General features: G+C 38.5%; 25 protein-coding genes and 1 riboswitch. Of the genes, 10 read left to right on the plus strand and 15 right to left on the minus strand.

The window, feature by feature from the left end; translation table 11 throughout:
* Window positions 1-213: 213 nt before the first annotated feature.
* The 5 genes from murI to gmk all read right to left on the minus strand — a co-directional run bounded on the left by murI (window position 214) and on the right by gmk (window position 6010).
* Entirely contained in the window at window positions 214-993 is a 780-nt protein-coding gene (gene murI / locus O1Q80_RS10450; RefSeq protein WP_386687732.1) for a glutamate racemase, read from the minus strand.
* Window positions 994-1035: 42 nt separating this feature from the next.
* On the minus strand, window positions 1036-3117 hold the full coding sequence (recG, locus tag O1Q80_RS10455; RefSeq protein WP_386694922.1) for an ATP-dependent DNA helicase RecG: 2082 nt from the start codon (window positions 3115-3117) through the stop codon (window positions 1036-1038).
* Between the two features lie 2 nt (window positions 3118-3119).
* Window positions 3120-4997 (minus strand): RelA/SpoT family protein, encoded by a 1878-nt coding sequence (locus O1Q80_RS10460; RefSeq protein WP_386694924.1) that lies wholly within the window; start codon window positions 4995-4997, stop codon window positions 3120-3122.
* A 55-nt stretch (window positions 4998-5052) separates the two neighbouring features.
* A complete protein-coding gene (gene rpoZ, locus O1Q80_RS10465) occupies window positions 5053-5319 on the minus strand; it encodes a DNA-directed RNA polymerase subunit omega (RefSeq protein ID WP_386687738.1) in 267 nt (88 codons plus the stop codon).
* A gap of 64 nt (window positions 5320-5383) precedes the next feature.
* A complete protein-coding gene (gene gmk, locus O1Q80_RS10470) occupies window positions 5384-6010 on the minus strand; it encodes a guanylate kinase (RefSeq protein ID WP_386687740.1) in 627 nt (208 codons plus the stop codon).
* Window positions 6011-6279: 269 nt separating this feature from the next.
* Between gmk and gap the strand changes: the two genes are divergently transcribed.
* Together gap and O1Q80_RS10480 are read left to right on the plus strand one after the other, a co-directional pair.
* Window positions 6280-7299 (plus strand): type I glyceraldehyde-3-phosphate dehydrogenase, encoded by a 1020-nt coding sequence (gene gap, locus O1Q80_RS10475; protein ID WP_386687742.1) that lies wholly within the window; start codon window positions 6280-6282, stop codon window positions 7297-7299.
* A gap of 366 nt (window positions 7300-7665) precedes the next feature.
* On the plus strand, window positions 7666-8457 hold the full coding sequence (locus tag O1Q80_RS10480) for a transferrin-binding protein-like solute binding protein (protein ID WP_386694926.1): 792 nt from the start codon (window positions 7666-7668) through the stop codon (window positions 8455-8457).
* Between the two features lie 458 nt (window positions 8458-8915).
* Here the strand turns inward: O1Q80_RS10480 and O1Q80_RS10485 are convergent, their stop codons facing one another.
* Entirely contained in the window at window positions 8916-9311 is a 396-nt protein-coding gene (locus O1Q80_RS10485; RefSeq protein WP_386696194.1) for a pentapeptide repeat-containing protein, read from the minus strand.
* A gap of 273 nt (window positions 9312-9584) precedes the next feature.
* On the opposite strand from O1Q80_RS10485, the gene O1Q80_RS10490 reads away from it, so the two are divergent.
* Window positions 9585-9992: a transferrin-binding protein-like solute binding protein gene (locus tag O1Q80_RS10490; protein ID WP_386696196.1), complete on the plus strand. Its 408-nt coding sequence runs from the start codon at window positions 9585-9587 to the stop codon at window positions 9990-9992.
* A 121-nt stretch (window positions 9993-10113) separates the two neighbouring features.
* Here the strand turns inward: O1Q80_RS10490 and O1Q80_RS10495 are convergent, their stop codons facing one another.
* Window positions 10114-11019: an Rpn family recombination-promoting nuclease/putative transposase gene (locus O1Q80_RS10495; RefSeq protein WP_386694928.1), complete on the minus strand. Its 906-nt coding sequence runs from the start codon at window positions 11017-11019 to the stop codon at window positions 10114-10116.
* 385 nt (window positions 11020-11404) lie between these two features.
* A riboswitch (PreQ1 riboswitch) is annotated at window positions 11405-11449 on the plus strand.
* Window positions 11450-11452: 3 nt separating this feature from the next.
* Here O1Q80_RS10495 and queC point away from each other — a divergent pair.
* From queC to O1Q80_RS10510, 3 genes are read left to right on the plus strand one after another with little or no spacing between them, the layout of a single operon-like run.
* Entirely contained in the window at window positions 11453-12193 is a 741-nt protein-coding gene (queC, locus tag O1Q80_RS10500) for a 7-cyano-7-deazaguanine synthase QueC (RefSeq protein ID WP_386692393.1), read from the plus strand.
* Window positions 12186-12605, plus strand: a complete 420-nt coding sequence (gene queD / locus O1Q80_RS10505; protein WP_386687752.1) for a 6-carboxytetrahydropterin synthase QueD — start codon at window positions 12186-12188, stop codon at window positions 12603-12605. Before queC ends, queD begins: the two co-directional genes overlap by 8 nt.
* Entirely contained in the window at window positions 12605-13243 is a 639-nt protein-coding gene (locus O1Q80_RS10510; RefSeq protein ID WP_386696198.1) for a 7-carboxy-7-deazaguanine synthase QueE, read from the plus strand. Before queD ends, O1Q80_RS10510 begins: the two co-directional genes overlap by 1 nt.
* A gap of 41 nt (window positions 13244-13284) precedes the next feature.
* On the opposite strand, the gene pfkA is transcribed toward O1Q80_RS10510, so the two are convergent.
* From pfkA to ung, 4 genes are all read right to left on the minus strand, one after another.
* Window positions 13285-14250 carry a 6-phosphofructokinase gene (pfkA, locus tag O1Q80_RS10515; RefSeq protein WP_386694930.1) on the minus strand — a complete coding sequence of 322 codons (966 nt, stop codon included), beginning with the start codon at window positions 14248-14250 and terminating at the stop codon, window positions 13285-13287.
* A 117-nt stretch (window positions 14251-14367) separates the two neighbouring features.
* Window positions 14368-14988: a 6-phosphofructokinase gene (locus tag O1Q80_RS10520; protein ID WP_386687758.1), complete on the minus strand. Its 621-nt coding sequence runs from the start codon at window positions 14986-14988 to the stop codon at window positions 14368-14370.
* Between the two features lie 4 nt (window positions 14989-14992).
* A complete protein-coding gene (gene yaaA / locus O1Q80_RS10525) occupies window positions 14993-15769 on the minus strand; it encodes a peroxide stress protein YaaA (protein ID WP_386694932.1) in 777 nt (258 codons plus the stop codon).
* A gap of 8 nt (window positions 15770-15777) precedes the next feature.
* Window positions 15778-16446 (minus strand): uracil-DNA glycosylase, encoded by a 669-nt coding sequence (gene ung / locus O1Q80_RS10530; RefSeq protein ID WP_386687762.1) that lies wholly within the window; start codon window positions 16444-16446, stop codon window positions 15778-15780.
* A 134-nt stretch (window positions 16447-16580) separates the two neighbouring features.
* Here ung and O1Q80_RS10535 point away from each other — a divergent pair, with 134 nt between their 5' ends.
* The 4 genes from O1Q80_RS10535 (at window position 16581) to O1Q80_RS10550 (ending at window position 20229) form a co-directional block, all read left to right on the plus strand.
* Window positions 16581-18395, plus strand: coding sequence for an AMP-dependent synthetase/ligase (locus O1Q80_RS10535; protein ID WP_386694934.1), 1815 nt, complete (start codon window positions 16581-16583; stop codon window positions 18393-18395).
* Between the two features lie 124 nt (window positions 18396-18519).
* Window positions 18520-19623: a transglutaminase-like domain-containing protein gene (locus O1Q80_RS10540; protein ID WP_386694936.1), complete on the plus strand. Its 1104-nt coding sequence runs from the start codon at window positions 18520-18522 to the stop codon at window positions 19621-19623.
* Window positions 19598-19960, plus strand: coding sequence for a mercuric transporter MerT family protein (locus O1Q80_RS10545; protein WP_386694937.1), 363 nt, complete (start codon window positions 19598-19600; stop codon window positions 19958-19960). The genes O1Q80_RS10540 and O1Q80_RS10545 overlap by 26 nt, the downstream gene beginning before the upstream one ends.
* A complete protein-coding gene (locus O1Q80_RS10550; protein WP_386694938.1) occupies window positions 19957-20229 on the plus strand; it encodes a heavy-metal-associated domain-containing protein in 273 nt (90 codons plus the stop codon). The genes O1Q80_RS10545 and O1Q80_RS10550 overlap by 4 nt, the downstream gene beginning before the upstream one ends.
* Before the next feature lie 81 nt (window positions 20230-20310).
* Here O1Q80_RS10550 and yidC read toward each other — a convergent pair whose 3' ends face one another.
* The 4 genes from yidC to rpmH are packed head-to-tail and all read right to left on the minus strand — an operon-like array spanning window position 20311 to window position 22660.
* Window positions 20311-21924, minus strand: a complete 1614-nt coding sequence (gene yidC, locus O1Q80_RS10555) for a membrane protein insertase YidC (protein ID WP_386696200.1) — start codon at window positions 21922-21924, stop codon at window positions 20311-20313.
* Entirely contained in the window at window positions 21921-22187 is a 267-nt protein-coding gene (gene yidD, locus O1Q80_RS10560; protein WP_386694940.1) for a membrane protein insertion efficiency factor YidD, read from the minus strand. Before yidD ends, yidC begins: the two co-directional genes overlap by 4 nt.
* Entirely contained in the window at window positions 22142-22510 is a 369-nt protein-coding gene (rnpA, locus tag O1Q80_RS10565) for a ribonuclease P protein component (RefSeq protein ID WP_386687774.1), read from the minus strand. The genes yidD and rnpA overlap by 46 nt, the downstream gene beginning before the upstream one ends.
* 15 nt (window positions 22511-22525) lie before the next feature.
* Window positions 22526-22660, minus strand: coding sequence for a 50S ribosomal protein L34 (gene rpmH, locus O1Q80_RS10570; protein WP_005539760.1), 135 nt, complete (start codon window positions 22658-22660; stop codon window positions 22526-22528).
* Between the last annotated feature and the right edge of the window lie 422 nt (window positions 22661-23082).

Here is a 23082-nt window from a genome sequence, read left to right on the forward strand (position 1 = left end):
TAAAACTAGTCAATCAACAAGTGCCCACACAGATTGTCTGATAAATTATTAAAGAACAAATCGCTGTTTTAAAGCGAAAATAAAACGACACACTGTTTGATTTTCAATTTTCACAACAGCGTGTCGTTGTGTGCAGCGTATTATAGAGATCTGGAAATCCTTTGCAAGTGTTTTTTGTAAAAAAATCTAAAATTCTGCTTGAATGATGATATTTTAAACTTCAAGCTGTATAAGATGACTAAACCCCCAATCTTTTAATACTTTTTGTTTGTCTAAAAAATCATTTGGTCGTTGGGTACAAAATGCTAAATTTTCATTTTCTTCATCATCTACATCAGGCAATAAACTCGCTACTCGATTGGTAATGCCTTCCGCAGGATCCACAAAAAATTTTACTTGAGGCAATAATTGCTGTAATTCCTCTTTCACCAGTGGGAAATGCGTACAGCCTAAGATCACAGTATCAAGTGCGGTGATTTTTTGCCATGTTTTGATCTCATTGGTTAATCGTTCCCAATCCACCTTGCCCGTTTGCTGTTTTTGTTCGGCAATTTCTACTAAAGCTGTAGATCCAATTTTCTCTACTACACAATTCGGAGCGTATTTTTCAATTAAATCCGTCACATAATCCCGTTCTACCGTACCTTTGGTCGCCAATAAGCCGATCACTTTGCTTTGCGACAATTTCGCCGCAGGCTTAATGGCTGGCACGGTTCCCACCACGGGAAAGGCGAATTTCGCTCGCAAGGCAGGTAATACCACGGTACTGGCTGTATTGCATGCCACCACCACTATATCAATGTGAAATTGTGTCGCCAACGTCCCGATAATTTTTTCCGCTCGTTCAATCAGTAAGGCGGTGGATTTTTCCGAATAGGGAAAAAAGGCGTTGTCTAGGCAGTATAAATAGCGAGCGTTGGGAAAACGCTCACGCACGGCATCGTAGATGGTTAAGCCACCCATTCCAGAGTCATATAAAAGTATAGTTGTCATAAAATCTTCTCAAAAAGCACCGCACTTTAGGATCTGCTTCCCCTAGGCGTTACTATATATCTCTTTATTATTTAACCAGCGTTTAATCAACGCCTCTGCCACATCGGGGTATTTTACAATCAGTTGTTTCGCATAATGTTGTACTGTCGGGATCATTTTTCGATCTCGCATTAAATTGGCGACTTTAAATTCCGCCACACCTGTTTGTTTGGTTCCTAACACTTCCCCAGGACCCCGAATTTCCAAATCCCGCTCGGAAATTACGAAGCCGTCTTGACTATCTCGCAACACTTGCAGACGTTTTTGTGAAATTTTGCCGAGTGGCGGTTTATACATTAGCACGCAAAAAGATGCCGTGCTACCACGCCCTACCCGTCCACGTAATTGGTGCAACTGCGATAAGCCCAAGCGTTCGGCATTTTCAATAATCATCAGGCTCGCATTAGGGACATCTACCCCCACTTCAATCACCGTAGTTGCCACCAACAAATCCAGTTCGGCATCTTTGAAAGATTGCATAATCGCTTGTTTTTCCGCAGGTTTTAGCCGTCCGTGAACTAAGCCAATGCGTAATTGTGGCAACGCCTTACGCAAATCTTCCGCAATGGATTCGGCAGCTTGAGCTTCTAATACTTCGCTTTCGTCAATCAGAGTACAGACCCAATAGGCTTGGCGTTTTTCTACCGTACAAGCGTTATGCACCCGTGCCACGATTTCCGCTCGGCGTTCTTCGGACATCACCACCGTAGTAATTGGCGTTCGCCCTGGGGGCAATTCGTCAATAATGGAGGTGTCAAGATCCGCATACACCGTCATTGCCAGCGTTCTCGGAATCGGGGTGGCGGTCATAATTAATTGGTGCGGATAAAAGCCTGCTTTTTCGCCTTTTTCTCGCAACATTAAGCGTTGATGTACGCCGAAACGGTGTTGCTCATCAATAATCACTAAAGCTAAATTGGCAAATTCCACCTCTTGTTGAAATAAAGCGTGAGTGCCGACCACCATTTGAACCGCTCCCGTTTGGATTTTTTCCAGCTCTGCGGTACGAACTTTGCCTTTCACTTTGCCTGCTAACCAACCTACTTCAATCCCCAACGGCTCAAACCAACGGCGGAAATTTTGGGCGTGTTGCTCGGCTAAAATTTCGGTAGGTGCCATTAAGGCAACCTGTTTGCCGTTATCAATAGCAACCAAGGCAGCAAGGGCTGCCACCAGTGTTTTGCCCGATCCTACATCACCTTGGACTAATCGCATCATGGGGTGATCTAATGCCAAATCTTGCTCAATATCTACCATCACTCGGTTTTGTGCATCGGTCGGTTTAAACGGTAATTGAGCCAGAAAACGCTGTTTTAGCTCCGTTTGATAATGCAACGGCAAAGCATAATGCTGTTGCGTGCCTAAGCGGACTTTTTGCATTGCCAAATTATGTGCCAATAATTCTTCAAAAATTAACCGCACTTGAGCAGGGTGTTGTCCTTTTTCGAGTATTTCTAGCGAAATATCGGGCGGTGGACGATGTAAAAAGCGAATGGCATCTTTTAAGCTAAAAGGATTTGGATTAAATTCATTAGGCAAAATCTCAACAATTTGAATCTTGTCTAATAATTCAATAGCTTGATCAGTGAGTTTGCGTAGGGAATTTTGTTTTAAGCCTTCCGTGGTGGCATAAATGGGCGTGAGCGTTTCATCTAATTGCAAAGGCTGATTATCCCGAATAATTTGGTATTCGGGGTGATGAATTTCCGCCATAAAACGACCACGTTTCACTTCGCCAAAGGCTTTCACTCGCACACCGATTTGGAAACTGTTTTTCATTCCTGCGTTAAAATTAAAGAAACGCAGCATGATTTTAGATGTGCCATCAGACAGGCTCACGGTTAAAATCGGACGGCGACCGAATTGGACTTCGCAGGTTTGCACCACGGCTTCAATGGTGGCGTATTGTTCAGGACGAAGATCGGCAATGGGTGTGATATGAGTACGATCTTCATATCGAACGGGTAAATGAAATAAAAGATCTTGTAAATTATTGATCCCGAGACGACTTAATTTAGCCGAAACTGCCGTTCCAACGCCCGATAACGTGGTGAGTGGAATAGCATCAAGCAGTTGTAGGCTCATAACTAAGATAACGCATTGATATTACGTTCAACGCGAACCACGCCAGTAATATGTTGAAGTTTACGGATAATTTTAGCTAAATGTTTAGTATTTTGTGTCGTTATCACTAATACTGCAAAACTACTCTGACCATCTTCTTCCGTCCAAATACTATGTACCTGACTTCGCATTAATACTAACGCCGTCATGATAAAGCCTAAGGCTTGTTGCTCTTTCATTTCAATGCGTAATTCCACTTCGAAATTCTGGTCTGTAATATGATCAGCCCAATCTACCACTGAGAAATGCCCTTGATGACAGGCTAAGGTCGCACAATTTTTATGATGAATAACCAATCTATTGTGTTCATCTTCATAGGCACAAATTGGATCACCTAAAATCGGGTGACAACAATTTGCCAAAATACGTAGTTTAGCGGAATGAACAGAAACTGCGGTCTGTTCTTCAAGATTTTTTAACTCTTGACGAATTTTAGATTTCGCTCTGCCAGTTACCACAGAATGTAACCAATTTTCTTGTGGTCTAGCATTATCCGCAGTAAGAATATCCACCGTTTGCCCTGAGGATAACGGTTGGTAAAGCGGATAATCTTCCCGATCAACTTGAGCACCAACACATTTATTACCTACATCTGTATGCACTGCATAAGCAAAATCTACCGCCGTTGCACCTTGTGGCAATTCTATAATTCGCCCTTTTGGCGTAAATACATAAATTTCGTGGGAGAATAAATCCGACTTCACACTTTCAATAAATTCAAAAGAATTCCCCGCACTTTGCTGTAATTCTATGAGGCTTTGTAACCAGCGTTGAGCCTTAATTTGTGCGGTGGTACTATCATTTTTACCATCTGCTTTATACACCCAATGAGCGGTAATCCCCATTTCCGCCATATTATCCATTTCTTCCGTACGAATTTGGATCTCCACTGATACACCTTTTGGTCCAATCGTAGAAGTGTGTAGGGCTTGATAGCCGTTAGCTTTCGGCACTGCAATATAATCTTTAAATTGTCCTGCTCTTGGTTTGTACGCGCTATGTACAATACCCAAGGTACGATAACATTCATCCACTGTATTAACTACAATACGAAAATCATAAATATCTAAAATATAACGGAATTCTTGATCTCGTTGTTTCATATTTTGATAAATATAAAACAACGGTTTTTCCCGTCCAAATACTCGAGCCATAATTGGCACGTTTTGCAAACGATCTTGTAATTCATCTAAAATTGGCTGAATGAGTTCTTGACGCTTACCTCGAGCAATCTGAATCACTTTTTGTAATACGGCATAACGCTGAGGGTGCATAGCTCGGAAACACAAATCTTCTAGCTCATTTTTGAGGTGTTCAATACCTAGGCGATGAGCCAAAGGACTATAAATTTCTAAGGTTTCTTTAGCAATACGACGACGTTTATCGGGGCGTAACGCACCTAAAGTACGCATATTATGGGTTCGGTCGGCAAGTTTGATTAACACCACACGAATATCTTTCGTCATGGCTAAAATCATTTTACGGAAACTTTCCGCTTGAGCTTCTTGACGAGTACGAAATTTGAGCTTATCTAATTTTGATACGCCGTCCACAATTTCTGCCACACTTTTCCCAAAGGCAGCTGTCAGTTGTTCTTCCGTATAAGGGGTATCTTCAATGACATCATGCAATAATGCTGCCATCACTGCTTCGTGATCTAGGTGCATTTCAGCGATAATGCAAGCTACAGCAACAGGGTGGGTAATATAAGGCTCACCACTTGAACGAAATTGACCATCATGCCCATCTTTTGCCATCAGGAATGCACTTTTAATTAATTCAATTTGTTCAGCAGGTAAATATTCCTGAATAATCTTTTCTAACGGTTCAAAAAAAATCATATTTACTGACCTCATTTCAAACAGCGAGCCTAAAATAATGACAAATTCACCGCACTTATTCCGTCACGAATGCTGTCGCTTGATGTTCTTTCTCGCTATATGCAAACGCATCATGGCGTTCTTGAGAATTCATAATATCGTTATTAATCAATCCTTTTTCGATCTCTCTTAAAGCAATTACAGTAGGTTTATCATTTTCTTCTGGTACCAAAGGTTCAGATTGATTTAACTGTAATTGTCTTGCACGGCGAGATGCCGTTAAGATTAAATCAAAACGATTGCCAATTTTTTCAACCGCATCTTGTACAGTAACGCGAGCCATATTTTACTCCAATAATAGTTAATATTTTTTCAATCAAAGGAAAAACATAATACTAAACTGCAAGCTATTTTGCTAGTAATTCGTTAATTAAGCGTGGATTTTCCTGTTTTTGATGGTCTAACGTGAGTTTTCCTGCTCGCAAAATACTTTTTAAATCCATTAATGCTTGCTCAAAATTATCGTTTATAATCACATAATCATATTCATCATAATGCGAAATCTCATCCATTGCCTTTGCCATTCGTTGAGCAATCACATCTTTGCTATCTTGCTCACGTCCAATTAAACGACGTTCTAATTCCTCCAAAGATGGGGGTAAAATAAAAATACTTTTTACTGACCGCACTTTTTGCCGAATTTGTCTTGCCCCCTGCCAATCAATATCCAAAAAAACATCAATACCTTGAGCAAGATTTTTTTCAATGGCAGGTAAAGATGTACCGTAATAATTCCCTCCGAAAACTTTGGCGTATTCTAAAAACACCCCCTGTTCAATCAGGCTTTCAAACTCTGACACAGACACAAAATAATAATGCACGCCATCAATTTCCCTCGGTCGGGGTTGACGTGTCGTATGAGAAACCGACACCATCATTTTTTTTTGTTGATCTTGTTCTAGCAATGCTGCAATCAATGATGATTTTCCCGCTCCACTCGGTGCCGATAAAATATATAAATTACCTTGAGCCATCCTTTTCCCCTTAATGATTAAATTGTTTTTCTTATTATGCCGTTAGGCGATCTAAAAATCATTATAAATTATAAAGTGCGGTAAAAATTTTCAATAATAATTTAACCCAAAAATTTGATCGAGATCACAAAAAGTTTATACGATCCTTACTCGTCTTATTTCGTTATTAATAAAAAATGTGCTATAATCAAAAACGGACAGCTAGTTAACTTCTCGGAAGTAATGAACTGTACAACTTTTGTTTAACTTTAAATATAGGTGAAAATCTTATGGCAATTAAAATTGGTATTAACGGCTTCGGTCGTATCGGTCGTATCGTATTCCGTGCAGCACAACAACGTTCAGACATTGAAGTTGTAGGTATCAACGACTTAATCGACGTTGATTACATGGCTTACATGTTAAAATACGATTCAACTCACGGTCGTTTCAACGGTACTGTTGAAGTACGTGATGGCAAATTAGTGGTAAACGGCAAAGAAATCCGTGTTACTTCTGAGCGTGACCCTGCAAACCTAAACTGGGGTGCCATCGGTGTTGATATCGCTGTTGAAGCAACGGGTTTATTCTTAACTGATGAAACTGCACGTAAACACATTACTGCAGGTGCAAAAAAAGTCGTTTTAACTGGTCCATCTAAAGACAACACACCAATGTTCGTAAATGGTGTAAACTTCAACGATTATAAAGGTCAAGATATTGTATCTAACGCTTCTTGTACCACAAACTGTTTAGCACCATTAGCTCGTGTTATCCACGAAACTTTCGGTATCAAAGACGGTTTAATGACCACTGTTCACGCAACCACAGCAACGCAAAAAACTGTTGATGGTCCATCTGCCAAAGACTGGCGTGGTGGTCGTGGTGCTTCTCAAAACATCATTCCATCTTCAACTGGTGCAGCTAAAGCAGTTGGTAAAGTATTACCAGCATTAAACGGCAAATTAACTGGTATGGCGTTCCGTGTTCCTACTACCAACGTTTCTGTCGTTGATTTAACAGTAAACTTAGAAAAACCAGCAAGCTATGATGAAATCAAAAAAGCCATCAAAGATGCCTCTGAAGGTAAAACTTTCAACGGCGAATTAAAAGGCGTTTTAGGTTACACTGAAGATGCGGTAGTTTCTACAGACTTCAACGGTGCTGTTGAAACTTCTGTATTCGATGCAGACGCAGGTATCGCATTAACTGATACATTCGTTAAATTAGTATCTTGGTACGACAACGAAACTGGCTACTCAAACAAAGTATTAGACTTAGTGGCTCACGTTTATAATTACAAAGGCTAATTGACCAATCAGCGTTAAGGGTGTATATAAGCCCTACCATAATAACTAACCGAACCATATTCAAAGGGTTCGGTTTTTTTATTTGTACCTTACTGTCCTAAAATAAAGCAAGAGCTTACAAAAAGATCCTCTCACACGACATTCAATAATACTTTACAAACCCTAACAAATCACTTATTATCTTAATAAGAATCATTTTCATTTTTAAAATGATTCTTTGTGTGGCAAGCAAAGTGGTAGGCAATATTATTGTATCGAGGTTTAACCATGAAGCTATTGAAGTTCAAGCCACTAAGTCATCGTAAGCACGCTAAACAAAGTGCGGTGCTTTTTGATCTATTTTTTAATTATCTAAGGAGTTTTTCCATGCAAATCCCATTCAAACTCACTGCTATTCTTATCGCTTGTAGTTTTGCACTTACTGCTTGTAGCTCATCCAGTTCTGGTAAATCCACTAAAATTGAAGAAAATAGCTTTGGTGTGAAAGTATCAACATCTCCTAAAAAAGCAACTTTTGACAAAATCACCGTTGATGGCGTAGAAATTGATTTAGCCAAAGCAACTGTGAACGCCACACAAGGTAATCCAAGAGCAGTTCACCCTGTATTCAATACTGACTCAGCTCTCGGTCAGGCAGTTGCTCGTTATAATCTCAATGTCAAAGATTCCTCTTTAATTGTATCAACCAATGATGGTAGTGCCAATGCAAACTATGTGAATAAACATAACTTTGAGCATGTTGTAGTTGGTGCTGCCAAAGTCAATGGCGAAGACTACCTCTTTGTTCAAGGTGCGAAAAGTACGGATACGCCAACAACTGGCACAGCTTACTACACAGGTGGTACATTACGCTTTATGGACACCAACAAAGACAACCTATTCCAAGAAACTGGCGTGTTGACGGGTAGAATTGAAACAACCGTTGACTTTGGTAACAAAACCATCACTGGTTTCTTGCGTGATCCAGGTCGAAGTGCAACACAGCAAGACTTCACGGGAACATTGGCTGGCAATAGTTTCACTGCCACTTGGGATGATAAAGACACTGGTAAAGGCTTAGAAGGTAACTTCTACGGTCCAGCCGCAACAGAAATGGCAGGACAATTTGAACGTTCTGATTCATTTGGTGTGTTTATTGCGGAACAAAAAACAGAATAACCTACCATTACTCCCTGCTTTTAAGCCCCAGTTTGCAGTTGTGGACTGGGGTATTTTAATGGTTTATTCCTTATCGCTGTATTAAAAAGGATAATGCCATCAAATAAAAAATCCTCTCAAATGCAATTCAATAACACTTTACAAGTTTTAAAAAGTCACTTATTATCCTTAATAAGAATCATTTTTATTTTAAACGGATTCTTTGTGTGGCAAACAAAGTTTGTAGTGGCACAGTTGTGAGCAATGTTATTACATCAACATTTAACCACGAAGCTATCTAAGTTCAAGCCACTAAGTAAGTTTAAATACAGTGAATGTGAAGCTGTATTTCCCGAACTATTATGTCATTATTATCAAGGAGCTTTTCCATGCAAAGTCCATTCAAACTCACTGCTATTGTTATCGCTTGTGCCCTCGCACTCTCAGCTTGTGGTTCATCGTCTTCTGGCGGTGATGATTCAAATGTTACCAAAAACCCACCAGAAACCAGTACCCCTGAAGCAAGTACCCCCGAAGCAAGTACCCCTGAAGCAAGTACCCCTGAAGCAAGTACCCCTGAAGAAAGTACCCCTGAAGAAAGTACCCCTGAAGAAAGTACCCCTGAAGAAAGCACCCCTGAAGAAAGTACCCCTGAAGCTAGTACCCCTGAAACTGGTAACCCTGAAACTGGTAACCCTGAAACTGGTACCCCTGAAACTGATAACCCTGAAATTGGTAACCCTGAAATTGGTGACCCTGAAGCTGGTACCCCCCTTGAACCTGGTACACCTAAAACTGATACACCTAAAACTGATACACCTGAAACTAGCGTCCCTGAAACTACTTCCTATGTCGTACCAGCAGGAACTGCTCAAAATAGCTTTAATGTAAAAACTTCTGTGTCTTATGATGCCGCTAATTTTGACAAAATTACCGTTGACGGTGTCGAAATTCCGTTAAGTACAGCAAAAACAAAAATTGCTTCTGGCAATCCGAGCTTTGTGAAAAGCGTGTACTATACTGACAAAGGTGAAAGCAATGGTACAAGATCCAGCTTAAACTTTACGGGTGCAAATGTGATTACGTCTCAACGTACTAGCGATAGCTCTGATGCTTCTTATGAATTTGCCAATGTCGTTGCAGGTGCAGTGGTAGCAGGTGCTAATCAGTATCTGTTTGTTCAAGGTACACCAACTGAATCAACCGCCGTACCAACTACGGGTAAAGCAACATACAACGGTGGCTTCCTACGCTTTGCCAGCGACATTTCCAACAACTTATTCCAAACTTCTGGTGCGATTACAGGTAACTTTACCGCCGATGTTGACTTCGGTGATAAAACCATTGAAGGTCAAATCCGCAATGGTAATGGTGCACCAACAACTGCTGCTCAACCATTTAAAGGTAATGTATCAAGTAATGGTTTCACAGCTAACTGGACCGATAGCGATACAGGCAGTGGCTTGAAAGGTAATTTCTACGGTTCAACAGCTGAAGAAGTGGGCGGAACATTTGAACGCTCTGATTCCTTTGGGGTATTTGTGGGTAAAAAATAATAATTTTGCCTCACCAAGGCATTTTTTAAATCCATACCCAATCACGCAAGTGATTGGGTTTCTTGTTTTATAACATAGAAAGCCGTATTTACTCCAAACGTGACAAATCTGAATTCAAAATCTAATTGCATAGCTTTTTGATTTCGTCAATGGACAAACCCACAGATTTAGAAATAATCTCCAGATCTAAACCCAAAGCCAGCATATTTTGGGCATTTTCTTTCAAAGTTTCTAGTCGCCCTTGCTGTAGCCCTTGTTGCAAACCTTGTTGTAAACCTTGTTGCAATCCTTGCCGAATTCCTCTATTCGTCGCTGAAGTGAGTAAAGAATATTCGTCCCATTTACGTTTTAAACTGACATCGTACATTGCTTTTTCCCTCTTGCTTAAGTTGCTATATTCCGCAATTTGAAATAATTTCTGAAAAATTGGATCATCTAGAAAATTGGGTAACTTGTTGAGTTTTACCATATTTTTCAGTACAAACAACCATTTTTCTAGCACGCTTGTTAATTGTTCACTGGTTTTATTAAAGTTTGGTAATTCTATGTAGATAAATCCCAGTCTATCATAAAAAATTTCCCCTGTCTGCCTGTTGCAAAGGCAAATATCGTGCAAATAATCTTTCGTGTCAGAGAAATGGAAATTATCCATAATTGCAATCACATAGACTTCTGTGATCACATACCCCCACTCGTGCCGTTTTCCTTTTGGTGCTTGGTCACTGATCAGTTTAGAGGCATAATAAATCGTGCGTTCTTTAAATTTATCTTGCTCACTACGTTGCACTTCAATAATAAACTGACTACCATCATCCGTAGTACAAGTTAAATCAAAAATCACCGAACCTAATTTTAACGTATCACCAACATGTTCATTTTTATTGTACACTAAATCGGTGATAACCTTCTTGCCTTTGAAAAGCTCATTTAGAAAAGAAATTAATATATCCTTGTGTAGTTCCATGCCAAAAACATGTTTAAAACCATAATCGGTAGTGAGATCAAGATAGCGTCCATGCTGTTGCATAATAATTCCCCTTTAATCAAATTTAAAAATTAAGGTGTATTATTAACTGCGGTCAAAATATGACAAGATTTTTTAGTTCAATTTTGGAATCAAGATCACAAAGATTTATTTTTTTAAAGGGGAAAACTGGGGGCAAAAGAACAATACTAGACCGCCTCACGGGGTTACCATTCGACATTTCTCAAGGGGTTTTAACCAATCTTCTAATAAAATTTCATCAGGGTGAATTAGGGCGACTTCTCTCATAACGAAATTCCGTAATCATCTGATTTTCTCATTTAACCTTTTGCGTTAATAATAATGTTATGCGTTATTAATGACAAGGAATTTATTATACATCAGTACAAATCTCTGCTAAAATGCACCGCACTTTTATATGATGAATAACAACGTGGTTCGCAAACCTCCCACGCAAAAAAACTAAGGAAAAACAATGCAACTCTCAAATCCCAATAATGACCGCAAAGCGGTGGTTATTTTTTCGGGTGGACAAGACTCTACCACTTGCTTAATTCAAGCTATTCAGCAATATGGAAAACAAAATGTCGAAACCATTACTTTCAGATATGGGCAACGCCACGCTATTGAATTAGATAAAGCTCAATGGATTTGCCAAGATCTTGGGATCAAGCAAACGCTAATTGATATGGAAAGCACGCAAATTTTCTCTGCCAATGCAATGATGAGTGATACCCCAATTAAAACGGGCGAAAATGGCGTGCCGAATACCTTGGTTGATGGTCGCAATGCGTTATTTTTGCTATATGCCGCTATTTATGCCAAAGGGCAAGGCATTACCGATATTATCACGGGTGTCTGTGAAACAGATTTTAGCGGTTATCCAGACTGCCGTGATGTATTTATTAAATCCATGAATGTGACACTAAATTTAGCCATGGACTACAATTTCCGTATCATCACACCATTGATGTATTTAACCAAAGCCCAGACGTGGCAGCTTGCCGATGAACTTGGTGTGTTAGATTATGTCCAACAACATAGCCACACTTGCTACTTAGGTATTGACGGTGGTTGTGGTGAATGCCCGAGTTGCCAATTACGCAACAAAGGGTTAAATGAATATTTAGCATTAAAAAGTGCGGTGAAAAATGCTGAAGAAATTGAACATAAAAATTCGGCAATTTCTACACCAATGGGGGATAACAATGTTTAAAGTTTCTAAAGAATTTAGTTTTGATATGGCACATATTTTGGACGGTCATGATGGTAAATGCCAAAATTTGCACGGTCATACCTACAAATTACAAGTAGAAGTGAGTGGTGATTTAGTGGCGGGCGGAGCAAAAAAAGGTATGGTGATTGATTTTACTGATGTCAAAACCGTGGTAAAAAAAGCCATTTTAGATCCCATGGATCATGCTTTTATTTATGACACCACCAGCCAAAGAGAATGTAAAATTGCGAATTTACTCAATGAATTAGATTCAAAGACCTTTGGTATTCCGATGCGTACTACGGCGGAAGAAATGGCTCGTTTTATATTTAATCGATTAAAAAATGAGTTACCTATTTCTGCTATTCGTTTATGGGAAACTCCGACTTCCTTTTGTGAATATCGGGAATAATCGCAGTGCATTTAATTAATGAACCCAAATTTCCCATTGTCGAAATTTTTGAAAGCCTACAAGGGGAAGGGGCAAATACAGGAATGCCAAGTATTTTTTTGCGTTTTGGCAAATGTAATCTCGCTTGCCCTTGGTGTGACACTAATTACAACCAATTTGAGCAATGGAGTTTGAGCCAAATTCTACAAAAAGTGCGGTCTTTTTCAGCAAAGAATATTATCATTACTGGCGGAGAACCCACTATTCAGGCAGGTATTTCCTTATTATTGGATCGTTTAAAAGCAGAAGATTATTTTCTTGCAATGGAAACCAACGGACTAAAAGAAATCCCCTCACAAATTGATTATATTGCCACTAGTCCCAAAGCCATGTATGCAAAAAAATATGCCAATCGCTGTATTCCTTTTGCCCATGAAGTACGCATTGTGGTGGATGAAAAAGATGAAAATGTACAAACCTTTTGCCAATTAATTGAAAGTAAAATTCAAGCAGAATATTATTATCTTTCCCCTTGCGAAATTAATGGCAAAATGAATCTACTGGAAACCATTACCCATTTGGGAAAACTGAATCAACGCCCCAATAAACCGAAATGGCAGTTGAGTATTCAGACCCATAAATTAATCGGCATCGCATAAAAAAGGCGTATTTTAAAATACGCCTTAACATGTTGATTAAATTAAACTAATCTATTCGCCACATCTAATAAATCTGCTTTAAACGGACGACGCATATTATCAATCGCATCAATAATATCATGATGAACTAATTTTTCATTTTTAATGCCAACACAACGTCCCTTTTCACCTTGCATGAGAAGATCTACTGCATAAACCCCCATACGAGAAGCTAAAATACGGTCAAATGCCGATGGTGAACCACCGCGTTGAATATGACCTAACACTGTGGCACGCGTTTCATTCCCAACACGAGCCTCAATATCTTTCGCTAATTGATGTACATCTGTGACTAATTCAGTAATCACGATCAAAGCGTGATTTTTACCTTTCGCAAAACTATCTTCAATGTGCTGAATTAATTCTTCTTTATTAAAGCCTAATTCAGCAGGAATCGCATACTCACAGCCCCCTGCAATAGCAGCGGATAAAGTTAAATCACTACAATGACGACCCATAATTTCTACAATCGAAATACGATGATGTGAACTTGAGGTATCACGTAAGCGGTCAATAGCAACGACTGCGGTTTCTAACGCAGTTTGATAACCAATAGTATAATCTGTACCTGGAATATCATTATCAATCGTCCCTGGTAAACCGATGCAAGGGAAACCATGTTCTTCGGTTAATAATTTTGCTCCAGTATAAGAACCATCACCACCAATAACCACTAACGCATCAATACCATGCGAGCGTAAAATTTCAGCACATTCTGCACGTACTGCAGGATTTTTAAATTCAGGGAAACGAGCAGAACCTAAGAACGTGCCGCCTTTATTAATAATATCTGATACGCTATGGCGATTTAATTGTTTAATTTTATTTTGATGCAAACCACGGTATCCATCGTAAATACCATAAACTTCTAAACCTTCATCTAATGCTGAGCGAACCACCGCACGAATAGCGGCATTCATACCTGGTGCATCGCCACCACTGGTTAACACTGCAATTTTTTTAATCATTTTTATTACCTTTATCTAATATTGAAAATCCGAGAAAATTTTTCGTGCTAAGATTACACTATTCAGCACTATGGCTCTAGTAAAATTTAGCAATTTCTCTATAAATTTTGATCTAGTTTAACCTTTTGTATTCGGCGTGGAAATAACTTTAGGTAAAGTACAATGCCAATTCCATTTTAGCTTATGTAAACGTGCCATTTCTTTATCAATGGCATACTTTTTCAAATAACCGATCAACTTCACTTTTCCCATATTGGCTAATTTGCGAGATTGTGGCACTTTTAGTGAATATTGATATTGCACAAATCCACAGCCTGCTACATCAGAAGCACGAGCTACTTCCAACTGCCAATTATTTTGGTTTGCATTCGGTTCATAAATCACAAAAGCATATAAAGTATCCTTTTCTGTAGTCAAATTAAAGTACTTCACCTCATTGTTTTTATAAACTTTTTCTCTTAATTTAATCCGTTCTTGCAAAGACATATTTTGCACATTACGATCGTGCAATAATTCCACAGCTGTTCTCCAGTTTTTACCACTGCCTTTTTTAGTAAAATAGACATAATGTGCCATTGAACCCAAGTCTTGGGTTGATTTTAACAAATAGCTTTTATTATTATGTTTAATTTGTTTTGGTGCATTTAATTTAACCTGTTGTTCTTGTTCGGTTGATATTGTCTGTGTAACACAACCTGACAGCAATAAAATTGCTAAAAGTGCGGTTATTTTTTTCATTATTTTACTCACCTAAATCCCGTTTAAATACCCATTCATTACTCTGTGAAGCAGTTTCATCAAACCAATATCCGCCTAAATCAAAGTGCTTTAATTGCTCCGCTTGAGTCAAACGATGTTGAATCATATAGCGACACATTAAGCCACGTGCCTTTTTCGCATAAAAGCTAATCACTTTATATTTACCATTTTTTAAATCTAAGAATACTGGCTTAATAATTTCCGCCTTTAATAAATCTGTTTTCACCGCTTTAAAATATTCATCCGATGCTAAATTAATCAACACATTATCACCTTGCTGCTCAATCGCTTGCTGTAATGCGTTAGTAATTACATTTCCCCAAAATTGATATAAATCCTTACCTTGTGGATTATGCAATTTTGTACCCATTTCTAAACGATAGGGTTGCATTAAATCTAACGGGCGTAATAAACCATAAAGCCCTGATAACATACGTAAATGTTGTTGAGCAAATTGAATATCATCTTTATTTAAGGTTTCAACCTCTAATCCCGTATAAACATCACCTTTAAAGGCATAAATGGCTGCTCGAGCATTTTGTTCATTATGTTCGGTTTTCCATTCTGCGAAACGTGCTGCATTTAATCCTGCTAATTTATCACTAATCGACATTAATGAGCCAATTTGTGCGGGACTAAGCTGACGACAAATGTTAATTAATTTTTCACTATATTCCGTTAACTGCGGTTGAGAAAAATCAAGATTTTCTACCGCACTTTCATAATCTAATGTTTTCGCTGGGGAAATTATTGCTAACATATTTTTCCTTAAATATTGTCTAAACGCCAATCTATTTCTTCGATCTGATGTTGGCGTAAGTAATCATTCGTTTTGCTAAAATGACCACAACCGAAAAAGCCACGATGAGCAGATAATGGGGACGGATGCGGTGCCGTTAACACACAGTGTTTTTGCCGATCAATAAATTGCCCTTTTTTCTGTGCATGGCTACCCCATAATAAAAAAACTAAATGCTCACGTTGTTCATTCAATTTGGCAATCACATGGTCGGTAAAGGTTTCCCAACCAAAATTAGCATGCGAATGTGCTTGTCCTTGCTCTACCGTTAATACGGTGTTTAATAATAACACACCTTGAGCTGCCCAAGCTAGCAATGAACCATGATTTGGGATTTGAAAATCTGAATATTCTAGGCTTAATTCTTTATACATATTCACTAACGAGGGTGGCGGAGCAACGGGCGGTTTTACTGAAAAGGCTAAACCATGTGCTTGATTTGGTCCGTGATAAGGATCTTGTCCTAAGATGACCACTTTCACTTGCTCAAATTCAGTTAGTTTAAACGCATTAAATATTTCATTTTGTGGAGGATAAACAATTCTACCAGCAGCTCTAGCCTGATGAACCTGAGTTAAAATCTGCTGAAAATAAGGTTGTTGTTTTTCTACACCAATAACATCTTTCCACGTTTTCATCATTTTTCCTCTATCAATAAACGTTGCCTTAAGTATAGTAATTTTCTTACTTTTTCACTAGCTTTTATTCTCACAAATCGTTATATTAGCGAACGCCTGTACGCTAAACTTAAATAATTAATAGGATTTTAACAATGAACATGGATTTCCATTTTATCCAACGCATTCGTCAACAAGCAAAAACACTATCAAAACAGACCGCACTTCGTTATAAACAACAAGATCAGTGGGTCGATATGTGTTGGGATGATTTTCAACAGCGTATTGATGAAATCAGCCGTGCCTTATTAGCTTGTAAGATTCAAGTGCAGGATAAAATCGGTATCTTCGCGCATAATATGCCAAACTGGACAATCGCTGATATTGCCACATTACAGATTCGAGCGGTAACTGTTCCGATTTATGCCACCAACACGGCTAATCAAGCTGCCTTTATTATTAACAATGCAGATATAAAAATTCTGTTCGTGGGTGGACAAGAACAGTACGATCAAATTCTGGAAGTGTTAGATCAATGTCCGCAATTAGAAAAAATTGTAGCCATGAAACCCAATATTGCGTTGCATTATTGTGAAAAAGGCTATCACTGGTCTGATTTTGTGCAACTAGGTTCAGAAAATCAACAAACAGAATTAGATCAACGCATTGCGGATAAATCCCTTGATGATCTATTTACCCTCATTTATACATCAGGTACCACTGGCGAACCGAAAGGTGTTATGCTTGATTATGCCAATTTAGCCCATCAATTACAAGCTCATGACAAATTACTTGATGTAACCCAACAAGATGTGTCTTTATCATTCCTCCCTTTCTCGCATATTTTTGAACGAGCTTGGATTGCTTATATTTTACATTGTGGAGCAATCAACGTCTATTTAGAAGACACTAATCAAGTACGTCAGGCTTTAACCGAAGTTCGCCCAACTATAATGTGTGCGGTACCACGTTTTTATGAAAAAATTTACACCGCAGTTTGGGATAAAGTACAAAAATCTCCGTTCTATCGCCGAATGTTGTTTAAGTGGGCGTTAAGTGTAGGGGAACGTTATTTTCACGTTAAAGCTGCGGACAAGAAACCATCTTTTTTGTTGCAAAAACAATATGTTTTAGCAGATAAAATTGTGTTCAGAAAACTCCGCCAACTACTCGGTGGACGAATTCGAATAATGCCTTGTGGTGGTGCTAAATTAGAACCGAGCATTGGGGTATTTTTCCACAGTATCGGCTTAAATGTAAAACTCGGCTACGGCATGACCGAAACCACCGCAACCATTTCTTGCTGGGACGATGTTAAATTTAACCCAAACTCTATTGGTACATTAATGCCTGATGTAGAAGTTAAAATCGGGGAAGATAACGAAATTCTGGTACGTGGTGGGATGGTGATGCGTGGCTACTACAAAAAGCCCGAAGAAACTGCCCAAGCCTTTACTGAAGATGGCTTCTTAAAAACGGGAGATGCAGGCGAATTTGATGCTGACGGTAATTTATATATCACTGACCGCATCAAGGAATTAATGAAAACCTCCAACGGGAAATACATCGCACCACAAATGATCGAAGGGAAAATAGGTAAAGACAAATTTGTTGAACAGATTGCGATTATTGCCGATGCTAAAAAATACGTTTCAGCATTAATTGTACCTTGTTTTGAGAGTCTGGAAGAATATGCCAAACAGCTCAATATCAAATATCAAGATCGTTTAGAATTAGTCAAACATTCTGATATTATTCAAATGTTTGAAAAACGAATCAACGAGTTGCAAAAAGAACTGGCTCACTTTGAGCAAATTAAAAAATTTACTTTATTACCACAGGCTTTCACCACCAAAATGGAAGAAATCACCCCGACCCTAAAACTCCGCCGTAAAATTATTTTACAACGTTATCGTGAGCAGATTGAGTCGATGTATAAGGGAAAGGGAGAGAAAAAGGATAACGAGTAAAGATTATTTTATTCAAATATATTTTGTTCTTAGCAAATTTCAGGTATTCTTATGCCTAGTTCATTCTGCTTGCAGCTCTGAACTTAAATATGACAGGTTCTGTTTATTTATTTGAAGGAAATCTATGAAAAAATTATTTTTAATCACCGCACTTTTCAGCAGTGCAATCTCTGCCCAAGCACAAAACGTGCCAAATCCTAACACCAATACACATTCCTATGAATTTACCCAAAATTACGATCTCGTTGTACCACAGGGTTCAAAGGGAGCAACTAATTTATGGGTTCCGTTACCGTTCAATAATGACTATCAAAAAGTGCAATCTATTGAATTTGATGGTAATTTCAAACACGCCTATATTAGTGAAAATAATCAATATGGTGCTAAAACTCTGTATGCAAATTGGGATGAAAAAGCGGAAAAACGTCATCTGAATGTGAAATTAGTAGTGCAAACTCAAGATCGTGAGCCTATGCAACAAGGACTGTTAGAAGATTATCAAACACCTGAAAAAATTGAATATTCTGTTGATGTGCAACAATATTTAAAACCTACTCAACATATCAAAACCGATGGTATTGTAAAGCAATTTGCTGATAAAATTGTGGGTAGTGAAACCAATCCATTGAAAAAAGCTGAACGCATTCATCAGTGGATCGTCAATAATATGGAGCGGGATAATTCCGTGTTAGGCTGTGGTGATGGTGATGTGGAAAAAATTCTCACCACTGGCGTGTTGAAAGGCAAATGTACTGATATTAATTCAGTGTTTGTGGCATTGGCTCGAGCGGCGAATATTCCTGCCCGTGAAGTGTTTGGGATTCGTTTAGGGCAAGCGGTGAAAATGGGTGAATATTCCAAATCAGCCTTTGGCGGTGCGAAAGACAAAGTGGCAAATGAAAACGGTGGACAACATTGCCGTGCGGAATTTTATTTAGCTGGCTTTGGTTGGGTACCTGTGGATTCTGCTGACGTGGCAAAATATCGTTTAACTGAGAAAAAAGCTGTGGACGATAAAGACACTCAAGCCGTGGCTAAATACTTATTCGGTAACTGGGAAGCCAACTGGATAGGCTTTAATCACGCCCGTGATTTTAACCTTTACCCAATACCAGAACTTGCCCCAATCAATAACTTCGGCTACCCTTATGCAGAAGTCGGCGGTGATCCATTAAATTCTTATGATGCGAAAGAATTCGGTTATGAATTTATCTCAAAAGAATTATAACCAATCCTTTTTTACCGCTTGTGTAACGGCAGTAGTGGCTGCTGTTACATCGAGTTTGTGCTGTATTGCTCCGCTGATTTATTTGCTATTCGGGGTTTCATCTAGTTGGCTAATTGAGCTAAACCAACTGGATTACTTACGTATTCCAATGTTAATTTTATCGCTTGCTGCATTCAGCTATGGTTTTTGGTTATTAGTCTTTTCAAAAAAGATCATTTGCACGAAATATTTATCTCGTAAAACCTTGTTATGGTGCTACTGGGTTCTATTTGTGTTGATTATTTTTTTGTTAAGTTATCCGACTTTATTGCCGTTTATTTTGGAGCGTTTAGAATGAAAAAAAGATTGATCTTTAGCATGATCAGCTTATTTTCTGCGGTCAGTTTCGGCGCAGAAAAGCAAATGACACTGCATATTGAAGAAATGAATTGCCAACTTTGTGTGTATTTAGTGAATAAGGAATTGCGAGCGATTGACGGTGTGATTTCGACTAAAGGCAATTTTAATGATCGATTAGTAAAAATCGTAGCAGACGAAAAAGTCACCAATGAACAATTAATTAATGCTATTGATAAATTACATTATCACGCTGTTGTGATGCCATAATAATCAGTATAATCTAGCTTCCCACCTAAAGTAAAAGGTATCTTGCGATACCTTTTATTTTTAATCTAATTCCAGTTCTGATTATTTACGAGAATGTAACCCTTTCTTCTCTAATCCACGATAAATCAACTGTTGTTGAACAATGGTGATTAAGTTAGACACTAACCAGTATAACACCAAGCCTGACGGGAACCATAAGAAGAAAACAGTGAAGATCACTGGCATAAAGGTCATCACTTTTTGTTGCATTGGATCTGCCACAGGGGTTGGCGACATTTTTTGTAACAGGAACATTGATGCTCCCATTAACAATGGCAAAATATAATACGGATCTTGTGCCGATAAGTCTTGAATCCAACCCAAGAATGGAGCATGACGTAACTCTACCGCTTCCATAAATGTCCAGTATAACGCAATGAAAATTGGCATTTGCACAAGAATCGGTAAGCAACCGCCCATTGGGTTGACTTTTTCTTCTTTGTACAATTTCATCATTTCCTGACTCATACGTTGACGATCATCGCCGAAACGTTCACGCATTTCCTGCATTTTTGGTTGTAACATACGCATTTTCGCCATGGAGGTGTATTGTGCTTTAGTGAGTGGGTATAAGATCCCTTTCACAATGATAGTAACACACATAATTGCCACACCCCAATTCACTACAATACTTTGAATAAAGGTTAACAATTTAAATAATGGTTTTGCAATAAACCACGCCCAACCATAATCAACGGTTAAATCAAGGTGGTTTGCTACGTCGCCCATTTTATTTTGTAATTTAGGACCTGTCCAAAGTTGACTTTTGATCGTTTCACTTGCTCCAGCTGGAACAGTCACAGTCGGTCCACGATAACCAATAAAACCCATGCCGTTATTGGTGCTAGTGTAAAGTTGATTATCTGCATCTTGATTCGGAATCCAAGCAGACACGAAATAATGTTGTAATATTGCAATCCAACCCGCTTTAGTATTAATCGCTAGGTTATTTTTCCCCATATCTTCAAAACTGTATTTTTTATAGTTAGTTTCGGCTGAAGAATAAGCACCACCAGTATAGGTCGGCATCGCCATATTGCCTGAATTTTCCACTAAAGTGTGTTTTAACTGACCATAAGGTTGTACTTCAATCGCTGTGTCGCTATTATTTTGAATTTCATAATTCACTTCAACTGCGTATTCACCACGTTTTAACACAAAGACTTTATGATAAGTCACACCATTCTGGCTAAAGGTTAGTGGCACTCGTAATTCATTTTGACCATCAGCTAGTGTAAAGTTATCGCCATCTACTTGATACGCTGCACGACCTGCCGCACTATCAATCCCGTTTTTGCCCACTAAGCCACTTTGTGCAACATAAACTTTGTTCGGATTATTTTCTAATAATACTAAACGTTCTTGGCTATTGAGTTCTGCTGCATAATCTAATAGGCTACTTGCCACCACATCACCGCCTAAAGTATCCACTTTTAAGCTAAATACGTCATTGGTTAGGGTGATAATACGACCTTGAGTCGTTCCATCAACCATTGATGCAGATGCAGTTGAGCTGGTTGGCGTATCATTAGATACAGCAGAAACTGTGGTTTGTTGTGCCACTGGTTTCGGTGCTTTGTCAATTTCCCATTGTTGGTAAACAAGGAACGAAATAAACAGTAGAGCAAGAGCTAATAAGCTACGATTATTCATCAGTTGTTCTCTTTGTGATTATTGTTATCATTTTTTGGTGGAACAGGATCGAATCCACCAGCATTTAAAGGATGACATTTTAATATACGTTTAAGCGTAAGCCAACCCCCTTTTATTGCTCCGTGCGTTTTTATTGCTTCAATACCATAACAAGAACAGGTCGGTACAAAGCGACAACGAGGTCCAATTAACGGACTTAGCACAATTTGGTAAACACGAATTAGTTTGATGAGAACTTTTTCGCCAATCGAATGTGACGTTGCCATAATTTATCCAAAGTTTGGGTTAAAGTTGGATTATCTAACTTGCCAATACCTGCTTTTGCCACAATCACAAAATCATAGTTAGGTAAACTATGCTGTAATAAACGAAAACTTTCACGGCATAAACGTTTAATACGATTACGATCGTGGGCTCTTTTCAAATGTTTTTTTGCCACAGTAAGACCTAAACGTGGATGCGTCAGATTATTTTTTCGGGCAAGAATTGTGACTTCAGGTGCAGAAGAACGGAGCGGCTCTTGAAAGACGTATTTGAAATGTTCGGGAGTCAACAAACGCAACTCCCTAGAAAAGTTTAGCTTAACCACGCTAAGGCATAAGGATTAAGCAGATAAACTTTTACGACCTTTAGCACGACGACGAGCTAAAACTTGACGGCCGTTTTTAGTTGCCATACGAGCACGGAAACCGTGAGTACGACTACGTTTTAATACAGAAGGTTGAAATGTACGTTTCATATTAAAATTTACCTAAATCAAAATGGTTATTGATCGCTTTATTCACAAATGCCGTTGCAAAAGCGAACAAAACACAAATTACTTGAAAACAGGGTTATTCAAAGTTATCCAAAATAAGGAACGAGATTCTACTCATAAAATCAGCGTTCGTCAAATAAGAATCAGCAAAATCAAGTAACTATTTTCTAAAAATATACAAATTATCTTATCTAGTTTTGCAACTAATTGATTTTCTGTTATAAAAAAACCCTACAAAAAGAGTAGCCAAATTATACGTTTTTTGGCGAAAACCTCAAGCAATTTTTTTGATCCTTTTATGAAGATCTTTCCGCTTTTTTATTGTAGAATTAAACCAACTTTAACCGCACTTTTGGAACTAGACTCTTAGTTCTGCAATATAACTAAATGATATTTAAATAAAA

The sequence above is a fragment of the Lonepinella sp. MS14435 genome (assembly GCF_042485795.1).
GTDB lineage: Bacteria > Pseudomonadota > Gammaproteobacteria > Enterobacterales > Pasteurellaceae > Lonepinella.

Bases quoted from the DNA above. Each gene is read 5' to 3' on its own strand.
- pfkA (WP_386694930.1), bottom strand. From the start codon at position 14,250: ATGATTAAAAAAATTGCAGTGTTAACCAGTGGTGGCGATGCACCAGGT.
- O1Q80_RS10480 (WP_386694926.1), top strand. From the start codon at position 7,666: ATGCAAATCCCATTCAAACTCACTGCTATTCTTATCGCTTGTAGTTTT.
- O1Q80_RS10460 (WP_386694924.1), bottom strand. From the start codon at position 4,997: ATGATTTTTTTTGAACCGTTAGAAAAGATTATTCAGGAATATTTACCT.
- gmk (WP_386687740.1), bottom strand. From the start codon at position 6,010: ATGGCTCAAGGTAATTTATATATTTTATCGGCACCGAGTGGAGCGGGA.
- queD (WP_386687752.1), top strand. From the start codon at position 12,186: ATGTTTAAAGTTTCTAAAGAATTTAGTTTTGATATGGCACATATTTTG.
- O1Q80_RS10535 (WP_386694934.1), top strand. From the start codon at position 16,581: ATGAACATGGATTTCCATTTTATCCAACGCATTCGTCAACAAGCAAAA.
- gap (WP_386687742.1), top strand. From the start codon at position 6,280: ATGGCAATTAAAATTGGTATTAACGGCTTCGGTCGTATCGGTCGTATC.
- yidD (WP_386694940.1), bottom strand. From the start codon at position 22,187: ATGGCAACGTCACATTCGATTGGCGAAAAAGTTCTCATCAAACTAATT.
- O1Q80_RS10520 (WP_386687758.1), bottom strand. From the start codon at position 14,988: ATGAAAAAAATAACCGCACTTTTAGCAATTTTATTGCTGTCAGGTTGT.
- O1Q80_RS10495 (WP_386694928.1), bottom strand. From the start codon at position 11,019: ATGCAACAGCATGGACGCTATCTTGATCTCACTACCGATTATGGTTTT.
- yaaA (WP_386694932.1), bottom strand. From the start codon at position 15,769: ATGTTAGCAATAATTTCCCCAGCGAAAACATTAGATTATGAAAGTGCG.
- murI (WP_386687732.1), bottom strand. From the start codon at position 993: ATGACAACTATACTTTTATATGACTCTGGAATGGGTGGCTTAACCATC.
- queC (WP_386692393.1), top strand. From the start codon at position 11,453: ATGCAACTCTCAAATCCCAATAATGACCGCAAAGCGGTGGTTATTTTT.
- ung (WP_386687762.1), bottom strand. From the start codon at position 16,446: ATGAAAACGTGGAAAGATGTTATTGGTGTAGAAAAACAACAACCTTAT.
- O1Q80_RS10550 (WP_386694938.1), top strand. From the start codon at position 19,957: ATGAAAAAAAGATTGATCTTTAGCATGATCAGCTTATTTTCTGCGGTC.
- O1Q80_RS10545 (WP_386694937.1), top strand. From the start codon at position 19,598: ATGAATTTATCTCAAAAGAATTATAACCAATCCTTTTTTACCGCTTGT.
- O1Q80_RS10540 (WP_386694936.1), top strand. From the start codon at position 18,520: ATGAAAAAATTATTTTTAATCACCGCACTTTTCAGCAGTGCAATCTCT.
- rpmH (WP_005539760.1), bottom strand. From the start codon at position 22,660: ATGAAACGTACATTTCAACCTTCTGTATTAAAACGTAGTCGTACTCAC.
- rpoZ (WP_386687738.1), bottom strand. From the start codon at position 5,319: ATGGCTCGCGTTACTGTACAAGATGCGGTTGAAAAAATTGGCAATCGT.
- recG (WP_386694922.1), bottom strand. From the start codon at position 3,117: ATGAGCCTACAACTGCTTGATGCTATTCCACTCACCACGTTATCGGGC.